Raw genomic sequence first — 13,178 nt, forward strand, 5'->3', positions numbered from 1 at the left:
AGAGGAACAGCAATTTCGACTTTAGAATTGACCGGTGTCGAGCATTTTATAACGAATTGCTAATCGGGTCAGCTCTACATCCCCACTAATGCCCAGCTTAGCAAACAATCGGTACCGATAACTATTGACAGTTTTGGGGCTTAAGTTGAGCTGCTCAGAAATATCATTCACCTTCTCGCCACTGGTGATCATCATCATAATCTGCAGCTCTCGTTCAGATAGCGACTTAAATGGATTATCTTCTGTTTGATTGAACTGACTCAACGCCATTTGCTGAGCAATTTCAGGTGACAGATAGCGCTGGCCGTGAGCCACTTGCCTTATTGCCTGTAACACCTCAGGAGGCGTCGCACCTTTGGTTAAATAGCCAGACGCGCCTGCTTGCATCACTTTAGTTGGAAACGGATCTTCAGTATGAATAGTCAGTACAATAATTTTAGCGTGGGCTTGGTAACGCAGGATTTTTCGCGTTGCTTCAAGCCCCCCGATACCTGGCATATTCATATCCATTAAAATCACATCAGCTTCGTTTGTGCGCGCCCACTGAACGGCGGTTTCTCCGTCTCCAGCTTCACCTACCACGCTGATACCGGTTTCATCTTCCAATATACGTCTTATCCCAGTCCGGACAAGCTCATGGTCATCAACTAAATATACAGATATCAACCTAGGCTACCTTTTAAAACGGGTTAATCTTATGTGATTTATCAGTAAAACTCCCTATTAATTTAGCGTAAATATACCAAATAGGAAAGCAGAAAATCTCACTTAACCTATTAATTTATAAGCAAACTAATGAGTATGAGCTAAACTACTGAAACCGTGAGCAATAACTTAGGAAACCCAGCGGTAATTTACACAGTGACGATACAACAATTAACAATCCCCATAACAAGCTAGGCTGCAGTGAATTTATGACCAATTTACAACAGCAACTAGTAATCTGTGACATAACCAATGTGAGTTAAGCCCTAATGTCTGCTACCATGGCACAACATTTAACAAAAATACTTGTTAACGCCGATATTGACTAAAAATACCCAGCTTGCCTTACCCGCTATTATTGTTTGCGATGGCCACATCGTTGATAGTAATGGTGCGTTCAACGATATGACCGGCCGCGATAAAGCTGAGGTGCTCCACTCAACAGTTGATGAGTTAATCAGTGACTTAAGCCATGAGCAACACCATTGGTCAAGTTGGCAGCAATACCTGCAAAGCCAATCCACGTGCAATGTCATTGATGCCAAAGTACTCACGCGCCATTATTATCCGTTACCCGTCAAATTGAGTCACACCGTCCTCGATGATGGACATGTTAAGCTTGAATTCCAGTCTTTTATTAATAAATCCGTTGATCCAATTACCCTGCTGCCTAATGGCTGGGCAATGCGCTGCCATGCGGAGCATTTATTAAGAACAGAATCCAAACAATTAGCTTTACTACTTATCTCGGTAGATAACTTTTCTACGGTGAATTATCGCTATGGATTTCAAAACGGCGATACTTATCTCGCTAAGCTGGGTGAAGCGTTAACAAATCAAGCAACTGAAGCGGTATTAACTGTGCGCTATTCAAATGCAAAATTTGGCATTTTAATGGCAAGGCAAACAAATAGCAGTGTCGATGAATTTATTGAGCAATGCAAACGGCTAAGTCAGCAAATAAAGGTGTTATCCTTTAAACCGTTATCGGTTACAGACGAACTCAGTATTAAAAAACATTTTAGTATTGGTGTCTGCATACAGCATAAACAAACTATCGACTATCACCCCATTGAAATCGCGGCAGAAACGGCCCTTCAGCAAGCCAAAAAACACGCCAATAGCGAAGTCGTTATAGCAAATTCAGATACCAATCAAACACTCATCGCCAAAAAATTGATTATTGATGAGCTACCTGATGCGTTGAGACAAAATCAAATTAGCCTGCACTACCAACCTCAATACCTAATAGGCCAACAAACACTAGTCGGTCTTGAGGCGTTAGCCAGATGGCAGCACCCTACCCTAGGTACGGTATCTCCTGCACGCTTTGTGGCCATTGCTGAAACGATAGGATTTCATTTAGCGCTGGATATTTACGTTTTCAAACAGGTAAAGCAGCAATTGTCAGACTGGTTAGCACGCGGCTATAACCCCGGTAAAATAGCCATTAATGTGTCATTCAAAACCGTTGAAATGCCAGAGTTTATCAACAAAATCGCAACGATATTTGCCCAAGATACCGATCTTATCAGCCACATTGAAATTGAGGTTACTGAAACCGCTTCAATTAACAATGAGCTTGCCTTAAAAACCAATATTTCCACTTTAAGAAACATGGGTTTCTCCATTGCGGTCGATGACTTTGGTACTGGATACTCGTCACTAAAATTGGTCCGCTCTTATCATCGTTACTTTGACAAACTCAAACTGGACAAATCCATCATCGACCCCATCGCTGAGTCGACTTTAGATAAGCAATTTGTTAAACAGTTAATTGAGTTGGGTCAAACACTCGGGCTCACCATTCTAGCTGAAGGCGTTGAGACTAAACCACAATTGGACGTGCTTGAGGAGATTGGTTGTCGATTTGCCCAGGGCTATTTGTTCGCCAAGCCACTGACAAGCGAGGAAACGGCAAGCTTAATGCAATCTGATATTCATCAGCATAAACCTTGATTGAGCCTTTGCCTAAGTTTCTTGGTGCTGCAGTAAATAGCTAATAAAAAAGCCCGCATAATGCGAGCTTTAGCGCCAGTAACTTAGATTGTTTAGGCTTTACGAACAAATTTAGACTTAAGCATCATTTGACCATGGCCATCAACCTTGCAGTCGATATCATGGTCTGCATCGACAAAGCGTTGAATAACAGCTTTAGTACCGACTTTAAGGATAAGTGAAGACCCCTTAACTTTTAGATCTTTAATTAAGGTCACTTTATCGCCTTCCGCCAATAAATTACCGACGGCGTCTTTAAGAATAATCGCATCAGGGTCGATAATTTCTTCGTTTGGATTCCACTCATGAGCACATTCTGGGCACACTAGTTGTGAACCATCTTCATACACATATTCCGATTCACATTTTGGACAAGGTGGGATATTGCTCATTTTACTTATTCTCTCAAAATAAATTAGTCATGATTAGGGCATGGTGACCTAATAATTACGCGGTTAATTATAGGGGCTGATCAAATCGTCATCCACTACACAAACCTGTATCAGTTAACAATTATACCAATCGGCATAAGAAAGTGCTCTACTCAGAGCTATTTTTGGCAAACTAGTTCGAGACGAATAACTTAAGTAATAGTGGTTCTATTGGGAAGTTATTCAACGAAGAAGTAGGCAGCCCAAAAAGCGCCCAAAGGGCGAGTTTTAGTACTTCTGATGCTGTGTTAACGAACTTGAACCTAGGGTAACTATGCCCTTCATTCGTTGCAAGCCACATGGTCTTGACTGTTCCAGACAGTCATAAGACATTTCCTCCATCCCTGGAGGTCAGATGTGGTGAATGTCATTAATGCACGACTATAGGGGTATAGGAGCTAGAGTAACGCAGGAGCAGTTACCGAGGAGCATTTAATGACCTTGTCTCAAAAGCCCTAAACTCTCGCAGAGCGATCACACCTTTATGCCGATTGGTATTACCAAATAAACATAGCGTGCAAGTTACCTTATCGGCAGAAAGTACAACAAAAGGTGAATTCCTCAACTACCTGCTAAAGCTCAAAACTCAAAAAATAACTGAAGTGCAACGAAAAAGGGCTACTCGATTGAGTAGCCCTTTTCCTAAATATGGCGGAGAGATAGGGATTTGAACCCTAGACGGGCTATAAACCCGTGCCGGTTTTCAAGACCGGTGCATTCGACCACTCTGCCATCTCTCCGAACGCGCTGAATAATATAAGGAACGCTTAGCGTTGTAAAGCCCCTTTTTGACACTCAACATGTTTATGGCGATATTTACAGCAAATCTCCATGAAATATACAAGATTCACCAAAGGCAACTAAATATCGCTCTATCACTAGATGTGATACCATGCATGCAGTCGATATGGAACGCTCAAATCTATGAACCTAAAACCTTTGTTAGCCAAACAACTCTCACCTTTACACCAGATAACCAGCATCAATGAGCTTGAAATCAATCCAACCTCTGCATTAGTCGGTCAAAATCGGCTATTGAGTGCGTTTCAGCTATTTCAAAAAAGCAATTGCCAACAATTGTATATTGCTGACCAATCGGGTATTCATCGCCAAGGCATCATCAATGGGCTGCATCATATCCATGTGAATACCAACGACACTGAAACCTCTCAAGAAGGACCAATCTATCTGCACGGTAGCATTAAACGCCAGCAGCTTTTAGGCCACATAGATAGCCAACAACAATATCAGTCCGGCGTATTAGACCATCCTGGTATTGTCTATATCTGTGCTGAATCACTGTGGAAAAGAGAAGCGCTTTGGGAACTGTTATTCCAAATCCTAGAAGACCAACATTATCAAGTAACATCGCAAGGCGCACCACGGCCCCTGCGTTGTAAAATAGTGTTAATCGGCCCCAGCCAACTTTATAGCTTAGCGTTTATGGAAGAGCGTCTGTTTCAACAACATTTTGCATTGTTGGGTGAGATGGTAAATGAGGTGGCTATTTCAAGCCTTCAGCCTGATATTGACCCGTCTGCTTCGCTTAGCTGCGATTTAGCACAATACTGTCAATGGCTGCGTTATATCGCAAAAAGCGCTGATTTAGAGTTATCTATAGAAGCTATTAAGCGGCTGCTTACATTCAGCTCTAAGCAGGCCGAACATCAACAACACTTAACCTTATTAACTGTCCCCATTAGCCAACTTTTGCATCAAGCAAGCATACATAGCGACAGTCCCCTGATCACTGCCACGGCGATTGATACTGCGCTAAATGCAATTGAGTTTCGTCACAACGCCTCTAAGCAGCTATCGGCGCAAAACTTTGATGAGAAGTTTATTAGCTTACTAACTGAAGGGGCTGTGGTTGGCCAAATCAATGGACTGACTGTCATCGACATGGCGGAATACAGTTATGGAGAGCCTGCCCGTATTACTGCGTCAGTTCATTATGGCGATGGCGAGGTTGCTGATATTGAGCGTAAATCAGAACTAGCTGGTAACATCCACGCCAAAGGCATGATGATTTTATCATCATGCCTCTATCGTATCTTTGGCAAAGATGCACCACTGCATTTAAATGCCAATATTGTTTTTGAGCAGTCATACCAAGAGATCGATGGTGACAGTGCGTCGCTTGCTGAATATTGTGCATTAATCTCTGCGATTACTGACAAAGCCATTGATCAAGGTATCGCAGCAACAGGTGCCATCGATCAATTTGGCAATATACAAGCCATTGGCGGTGTAAATGAGAAAATTGAAGGCTTTTTCGACCTTTGTAAACGTCGAGGACTAACAGGACAACAAGGGGTCATCATTCCTGTGGCTAACGTCCAGCAACTAAACCTCAAGCCCGAAGTGATTGATGCGGTGTCCAATAACCAGTTTCATATTTATGAAGTTGCCCATATTGACCAAGCTGTTGAGCGACTTATCAATATAGAAGCGGGTCAATGTGATGAAAACAATCAGTTCCCGGATGACACATTGTATGGCCTAGTGCAAAGCCGTTTGGAGGCATTAGCCGGATACCAAGAGGACGAACCCAGTTTTTTTGAGAGATTACTCGATAAATTAAAGATTTCTAGCTGATCGGAGTTGTTTAGCGTACACGTGTTCGCTAACCTTGGCACCACAAATTGCTGGAGTGAAGTAGATAATGAGTAAAGCTAATAGTTTCAATAAAGAAGAACTAATCGCCTGTGGTCATGCTGAGTTATTCGGTGTTAACTCACCACGTCTTCCTATCGACAACATGTTGATGATTGACCGCATCACCAAAATCAATGCCGATGGTGGTGAATTTGAAAAGGGTGAGATTGTAGCTGAGCTTGATATCAATCCAGATTTATGGTTTTTCGGTTGTCATTTTGAAAATGACCCTGTAATGCCAGGTTGTCTAGGCTTAGATGCCATGTGGCAGCTTGTAGGCTTCTTCCTAGGCTGGGAAGGTGCTGAAGGTAAAGGACGAGCTTTGGGCGTTGGCGAAGTAAAGTTTACTGGTCAAGTGCTACCTGATGCTAAAAAAGTAACCTATAAGCTGACCATCAAGCGTAAGGTCTATCGCAAGTTGGTAATGGGGATTGCTGACGCAGTTATGGAAGTTGACGGTCGTGAAATCTATACAGCAACCGATCTAAAAGTAGGTATTTTTAAAGACACTTCTACGTTTTAGACATTAAAAAGCCCTCATAATTAGCATTATGAGGGCACCAATGTGATCTGCGCTATTTATTAAATAGGCCACTCATACGGCCATCAACACCTTCGCGCCAACCGCCAAGCCATTGAGATCTAGAGTCTAGCGTCGAATAAGGACAATTCTCCTTAGACCTTCCTCCTATTCCCGCCTGAAATCCTTTTGAAAAAGCTCTATCTAACCGATCTCTTTTTTGTCTTTTCATGCAAGCATCCTCTATTGAATCTTTCCTGGGAGCTAAACTCCACCCAATAGAAATAGAACGTTTTTTAATCAAGATCAAACACTATTTTTGTCATAATTGTCGATTATAATTTAAGCGCCTGAGTTATCTGAATAAAAAAAATCGGAGCATTTGCTCCGATTTTTATTAGAAAATAGTCTAAAAAATAACTAGCGTTTTACGCGGCGCCTTAGCCACAGTAATGGTAACAATATTAACGCACCTAGAGACGCAGCTCCCTTACGTTCATAATTACCATTACCGCTGTTATCATTTTCTTCAATTGGGCAGGCTTCAGCATTGCTATTAGGCTGCAACACCACCATACGCGGAATAAATGCCGTAACCGGATCACCGTTACCGTCAATTTCAAACAGCGGTAAGCCATTATCACCAATAATTAGGTTACCGTCTGAGTCAAACTGATAGGACGGCTTTCTAATAAACGCAGTCCCGACAATGGTACCGTCTTCACCAATACTATTGGCCTCAACGATACGGATTTCACTTTCATAGGTCAGTGTATCGCCGCTGCCATCTTCAACTTCTACCAAGTGACGTACCCATTTACCTTCACTGTTTTGCTCATAACCTTTAGAGCCACAAGTTAACAAGCTATTTAAGTCACTAAATTCGTCTTGCGGTTTATTGTATAAAAAGCCTGCTTTTACTCGCGGTTTTTCTTTATCGGCAGTCACTTCAATATAACCAACTACTTGCCCCTGATTATTGATATCCTTTGGTCGGCTAGACCTATCCGAAAGCCCTTCGAAGAAATCATTAGGGGTGACAAAACCCTCTTCTGGATTGTTGGTATCAAAATAGAAAAACTTATCTCTAAGATAACCATCAATATATTGATTATAACTACCAACCAAGATACCTGAGTCATTGATGTCATATGCGATGGAATAACGCTGATCATCTTTCATTGGAACCCAGTGATACTGATAATTGCCATCGGCATCTTTTTTCCAGTACGCGGCGTCGTAAGCAAGCTTATCTGTGTTGCCGTTACGATAAACATGGCTACGTCCCGCGACCACGCCATCAATATTGATACCAAGACCTTGTGCAGTAAATACCGTATCTGAATCAGACTCTAAACCTAGTGGTAAAGCGATGCCGTTAGCATTATCAACATCCCATACATAAGCACGGGTTTGGTACACAATATTACGCGAACCACCACTACCATTTGGATACTGTTCTCGCTGAACACAAATATCAATTGGATAAGTTTCACCGGTAATACAGCTGTTGATCCTGTCAATACTACCTTTTGAAAGCTCAGTACTGGCATAACCCGCAACCACATTATTTTCATTAATGGCTGCAGCTAACGACATACCACCTACGGTAACAGTGACATCTTCGTCTTCATTGTAATATTCAGTAACTGGTGGTAATAATGGTATTTCGGTACCATCAGCCAATTTAACAAAGCCACGTTCTTCAAATTCTCTGTAATACCAGTACTCTTGGTCTTCATTACTGCCGGTATACTCGACTTTCTGCTCAGGAGCGGTATAAGCACCAACCTTAACGCCTGCAGTACTAATCCCGTAATAAAAAGCATCGATTGAGTTAATTGACTCTGGTACATCAGGATCTGAATCCTTTGGTGGCGTAGTACCAAATACACTTTCAAATGTCGGAATCCAAGCGCCAGAAGCGCCATTTTCATCCGAAGTGAAAGTAAAGTTATTAGCAATAATGGGTAAGTCTATCGAATAAATAATTTGCTCTTCTGGTGCGATACCATCTTCAATATCGATGACACCGTCATCCTCATCAGAAACACTGAGCTTTTTCTTACCTTTAGAAACACCAACAGACTCATTATTACTATTAACGAACATACCGTAACCGTTTCGGGTACTTTCAATAGTGCCGTTAAGATCAAAATCTTCGATATTTTTAATTTCATAAACCGGTGCAGCGTGCACCGTTTGTAATGCACTGACAACGCCAATAGCCACTAATGATAATGTTTTATCCAACTTCAACTTCATTAATTTTATTCCTATTAATTATGTGGCTTACTTAAGCGACTCAAGCTCTTCCCAACGCTCAAAACACACTTCCAATTCTTGCTCTTTATCTGCTAATAATTTGAGTTGCTCATTAACAATCTCTTGTGCTTGAGCATAAAAATCGGGCTCGCTGATCACCGCCTGTAACGCTTCAATTTCGTTTTCTAACGTTTCCATTTTCGCAGGTAACTGTTCAAGCTCACGCTGCAATTTATAAGAAAGCTTCTTTTCTACCTTAGTCGGCTGCTTTTTAACTGGCTTAACCTCAGCAACTTTTGGTTGGACAGCGTCGACGGCAACAGGTTCCTCAGAATAAAATTTAGCGCCTTGAGAAACAGCATCTTCATAGCCACCTACGTATTCACTCCAGCCACCATTGCCAGTAAACCACCATGAACTGGTTACCGTATTATCGATAAAAGCACGGTCATGGCTTACCAATAAAAGTGTACCTTCATAATCCGTTAGCAGGGACTCTAACAACTCTAAGGTCTCAATATCAAGATCGTTAGTCGGTTCATCTAAAATAATTAAGTTAGCTGGCCTAATAAGCAGCCTTGCTAATAACAATCTGTTCTTCTCACCACCAGACAACGCCTTTACTGGCGTGCGTGCGCGCATGGGAGAAAATAAAAAGTCCTGTAAATAACTTAAGATATGTCGGTCCTGACCATTAATGGTAATGGTCTTCTTGCCTTCACCAACGTTTTCTTCGACCGTTTTTTCAGGATCTAACGCTTCTCGGTATTGGTCAAAATAGGCAATCTCAAGCTTAGTCCCCACTTTAACAGCGCCTGATTGCGCTTCTAGCTGACCAATCAAAAGTTTAATTAACGTCGATTTACCACAACCATTGGGACCAATAAGTGCAATACGGTCGCCACGCATCACGCTAGTAGTAAAGTTTTTAACCAGGTTTTTATCGGGTAAATTAAAGTTCAATCTATCAACATCAAACACGAGCTTACCTGAGCGCTCAGTCTCAGCCACTGCCATTTTGGCACCACCTTGACGCTCTAGACGAGCTCTGCGTTCGACACGCAACGCTTTCAGTGCCCTAACCCGCCCTTCATTACGGGTACGTCGCGCTTTAATACCCTGGCGAATCCAAGCCTCTTCTTCAGCCAACTTCTTATCAAAATGGGCATTTTGCTCTGCTTCAACACGCAACCACTCGGCTTTGCCATCTAAATAGGTTTGATAATTGCCAGGCCAAGAGGTCACCACGCCACGGTCTAAGTCGACAATCCGGGTCGCCATACGTTGAATGAAGCCACGGTCATGGCTGATAAACACGATGGCGCCTTTATAGCCCAATAAAAACTCTTCTAACCACTCGATAGTATCGATATCCAAGTGGTTGGTTGGCTCATCGAGTAACAAAAGATCCGGTTCACTCACCAAAGCACGAGCAAGGGCGACTTTACGTTGCCAGCCACCAGATAAGGTCGTAAGCGGTGCTTCAGAATCAAGACCAAGCATTTGACAGGTTTGCGTAATACGGGTATCCAACTGCCAACCATCTAAATGATCTAAATCGGACTGCAAACGTTCCATCTGTTTGAGCATCTTACCCAGTTGCTCACCAGCAGCATTAGCCACATCTTGTGATAACTGATGATAACGTTCTAGTTTTTCTCCAACCTCTTTTAAGCCGCCGGAAATATAGGCATACACTGTGCCTTGCTCGGCTTTTGGCGGGTCCTGTTGCAAGCGACTCACTTTGACATCCGTGGCAATGTTAAACTCACCATCATCAAGCTGAACTTCTTTGCAAAGCACTTTCATTAAGCTTGATTTGCCAGCGCCGTTGCGACCAACAATACAGACTCGTTCACCCGCTTCAATAGTAAAATCGGCGTTTTGTAACAACGGGGTGTATCCGTACGCTAACGAGCCATTATTTATACGAACTAGACTCAATTTAAACTCCTAAAAAAGCATGTATTTGTGACAAGTCAAACGGCCAACCTAACTCTTGTTTAGTATCTAGGCGCTGCAATACGGGAATCGTTATGCCATAACGTTCAGCTAAATCGTTATCCTCACATATATCTACATGAGTAAACGCAATATTAGCGCCAGTTAGCATTTCAGCAGCTTGTTCACAAAGGTGGCAATGCTCAGTGTGATATAAAATTAATGCTGGATTATTCATGTCACTATCAACCACGGGTAATTGACCACGTATTATGGATTTGTGGATTGCGTTTATAATCCAGCGGTAAGGTTTGCTTATCCAAATTAGTCACTTTCAATCCCAAGGCATTTAACCCAGCAACGTCCATTTTGAATTTACGTTTATTGTTGGAGAATATTATCTCACCACCTTGATTAAGTAGCTTCACTAAGCTGGTTAATAAAGGTAAATGGTCACGTTGCACGTCAAATGAATCTTCCATACGCTTTGAGTTAGAAAACGTCGGTGGGTCGATGAATATAAGGTCAAACTCCTGCTCGCAACTCTCAATCCACTGCAAGCAATCGCTTTGAATAAATTGATATTGGTTACCAGACAAACCATTGAGGGCAAAGTTATCTTTTGCCCAATTAAGGTAAGTATTGGACATATCGACAGTTGTTACGGACTTCGCCCCGCCTAACGCCGCATGCACTGAAGCCGTTCCGGTATAAGCAAATAAATTAAGCACGTCTCTTTCGCAAGATTTATCTCCAACCATTTTGCGGGTCAAACGATGATCTAAAAACAGGCCGGTATCCAAGTAATCTTTCAGATTAATCTTAAACTTAGCACCATATTCCATGGTGTATAGTTCTTGATGGGTCGCATCAAGTTTCTGATATTGATTGCTGCCTTTTTGGCGCTCACGGGTTTTAAGGATAATATTTTCAGGATCAATGCCAATGGCTTGGGGTAACACCAATAGCACATCCGTCAACCGACGTTTGGTTACCGCCTCAGGGATTGCTTTAGGGGCTGAATACTCTTGAATCACCGCATAGTCGAGGTATTTATCAACCGCTACGTTGTACTCTGGAATATCAGCGTCATATAACCGAAAACTGTCTATTCCTTCACGCTTCGCCCATTTTGACAATTGCTTGTAATTTTTCTTAATGCGATTTGCAAATGAACTGGCAACTTCACTGATCTCGGCTTGTGATTGCACAGCAACAGGATCGATACGTCGGGTGCTTTGGGCATGTACAGTGTATAAATTAAAAGCACACTCTAGCGCACCATTATACATTTTCATCTGCTTATCGGCTTTGAGCTTTAATGCAGACAATAATTCAATATCACTATTTAGCACTGCAATCTGCCAGCCACCAAATTGTGACTTAAATTTATCACCAAGTTGATAATACAGTTGCAATAACGAAGTGACGTTCCCTAACCTTTCGCCATATGGCGGGTTAGTAATCAACGCGCCCGACTCTGCTGGCACGCTCACATCCAACGCGTTAGTCACTGAAAACTCAATGAGCTTATCAACCCCCGCATTTTGAGCATTACGTTTTGCTAGTGCCACCAGACGAGAATCAATATCACTGGCAAAGAAATTAATATTACAACGCGTAGTACCAATACTTGCACGGGCTTTCGCTTCTTCAATCAACTCTTGCCAGGTATTAGTTTGATGGCGTAACCAGTGATCGAAACCAAAACGCTTACGCAATAACGCTGGGGCAATATCACACGCCATCATCGCAGCTTCGATGACTATTGTGCCAGAGCCACAAAATGGATCTAGCAAGGTTGTTGGAGAGGCTTGCCAGCCACTGCGCACCAACATATTGGCAGCTAAGTTTTCTTTAAGAGGCGCCTCACCCGTTGTGGTACGATAACCGCGCTGGTGTAAGGCTGGTCCCGAGAAGTTAATCCCTAAGGTAATTTGTCCGCGGCGATAGTGAGCGTCAATACGAAAATCAGCATCGCCTCGTCCAACATCTGGGCGGTTTAAACCATCATCGCGAAATCGGTCGACCACAGCATCTTTGATTTTAAGTGCACCAAACTGGGTGTTCTTTATAAAACCACCGACACCATGAAAGTCGATACTAAAGGTACTTTTATTTGAGAAATGTGTTTGCCAATCAATACAGTATGCCGCGTTATATAGTTGCTCAGGCGATTCACATGGACCCTTATAAATCACCAACACAATTCTGCTAGCAAGTCTCGACCACAACGTAATGCGATAAGCTAATTCTAAAGGAGCTGAAAAATAAACACCTGCAACACTCTCTTTGACATCTTTAGCACCTAATTCAGAAAGCTCCAAAGATAACGCATATTCGTAGCCTCTAGGGGCTGCAGCAAAAAAATTTAACATTGATTGATAAACACACTAATTAAAACAATCCGGCATTATACCCTGTCATCACCACAAATGATAAAAGATATGCGCACCAAAGCTATTTTGTTGGCAGTTAAGCATTATTTAGCCGCTGGTTGTCGCATTTATGAACGTTCAAGTCGATAAACTCATAAGTCGCTTGCATTCGTTAAATCATGTCGTTATAGTTCGCCCCGCTTTAACGGACGCGGGATGGAGCAGTTTGGTAGCTCGTCGGGCTCATAACCCGAAGGTCGTCGGTTCAAATCCGGCTCCCGC

General features: G+C 42.4%; 10 protein-coding genes and 1 tRNA gene. 3 read left to right on the forward strand and 8 right to left on the reverse strand.

Translation table 11 applies throughout. The annotated features are described in order from the left end of the window. Window positions 1–21: 21 nt before the first annotated feature. Entirely contained in the window at window positions 22–666 is a 645-nt protein-coding gene (gene uvrY, locus ACHUFW_RS19520) for a UvrY/SirA/GacA family response regulator transcription factor (protein ID WP_394205478.1), read from the reverse strand. Between the two features lie 360 nt (window positions 667–1,026). Between uvrY and ACHUFW_RS19525 the strand changes: the two genes are divergently transcribed. Next, entirely contained in the window at window positions 1,027–2,664 is a 1,638-nt protein-coding gene (locus tag ACHUFW_RS19525) for an EAL domain-containing protein (protein ID WP_394205480.1), read from the forward strand. Between the two features lie 92 nt (window positions 2,665–2,756). On the opposite strand, the gene ACHUFW_RS19530 is transcribed toward ACHUFW_RS19525, so the two are convergent. Both ACHUFW_RS19530 and ACHUFW_RS19535 read right to left on the reverse strand, forming a co-directional pair. Next, window positions 2,757–3,095 (reverse strand): zinc ribbon domain-containing protein YjdM, encoded by a 339-nt coding sequence (locus ACHUFW_RS19530; protein ID WP_394205482.1) that lies wholly within the window; start codon window positions 3,093–3,095, stop codon window positions 2,757–2,759. A 688-nt stretch (window positions 3,096–3,783) separates the two neighbouring features. Continuing rightward, window positions 3,784–3,874, reverse strand: a tRNA-Ser gene (locus tag ACHUFW_RS19535). Between the two features lie 184 nt (window positions 3,875–4,058). Between ACHUFW_RS19535 and ACHUFW_RS19540 the strand changes: the two genes are divergently transcribed. Both ACHUFW_RS19540 and fabA read left to right on the forward strand, forming a co-directional pair. After that, on the forward strand, window positions 4,059–5,732 hold the full coding sequence (locus ACHUFW_RS19540) for a S16 family serine protease (RefSeq protein WP_394205483.1): 1,674 nt from the start codon (window positions 4,059–4,061) through the stop codon (window positions 5,730–5,732). 67 nt (window positions 5,733–5,799) lie between these two features. Beyond that, window positions 5,800–6,315: a bifunctional 3-hydroxydecanoyl-ACP dehydratase/trans-2-decenoyl-ACP isomerase gene (gene fabA, locus ACHUFW_RS19545; protein WP_394205485.1), complete on the forward strand. Its 516-nt coding sequence runs from the start codon at window positions 5,800–5,802 to the stop codon at window positions 6,313–6,315. Between the two features lie 52 nt (window positions 6,316–6,367). Here the strand turns inward: fabA and rmf are convergent, their stop codons facing one another. From rmf to rlmKL, 5 genes are all read right to left on the reverse strand, one after another. Beyond that, entirely contained in the window at window positions 6,368–6,544 is a 177-nt protein-coding gene (rmf, locus tag ACHUFW_RS19550; protein WP_394205487.1) for a ribosome modulation factor, read from the reverse strand. A gap of 188 nt (window positions 6,545–6,732) precedes the next feature. Then, a complete protein-coding gene (locus ACHUFW_RS19555) occupies window positions 6,733–8,577 on the reverse strand; it encodes a DUF3466 family protein (protein WP_394205489.1) in 1,845 nt (614 codons plus the stop codon). A gap of 27 nt (window positions 8,578–8,604) precedes the next feature. Then, window positions 8,605–10,521, reverse strand: coding sequence for an ABC transporter ATP-binding protein (locus ACHUFW_RS19560; RefSeq protein ID WP_394205491.1), 1,917 nt, complete (start codon window positions 10,519–10,521; stop codon window positions 8,605–8,607). Window position 10,522: 1 nt separating this feature from the next. Beyond that, a complete protein-coding gene (locus tag ACHUFW_RS19565; protein ID WP_394205493.1) occupies window positions 10,523–10,756 on the reverse strand; it encodes a glutaredoxin family protein in 234 nt (77 codons plus the stop codon). Between the two features lie 7 nt (window positions 10,757–10,763). Continuing rightward, the gene (gene rlmKL / locus ACHUFW_RS19570) at window positions 10,764–12,896 is read right to left on the reverse strand and encodes a bifunctional 23S rRNA (guanine(2069)-N(7))-methyltransferase RlmK/23S rRNA (guanine(2445)-N(2))-methyltransferase RlmL (protein ID WP_394205495.1); all 2,133 of its coding nucleotides are present in this window, start codon (window positions 12,894–12,896) and stop codon (window positions 10,764–10,766) included. Window positions 12,897–13,178 lie beyond the last annotated feature (282 nt).

The organism is Shewanella waksmanii, assembly GCF_043643685.1.
Lineage (GTDB): Bacteria > Pseudomonadota > Gammaproteobacteria > Enterobacterales > Shewanellaceae > Shewanella > Shewanella waksmanii_A.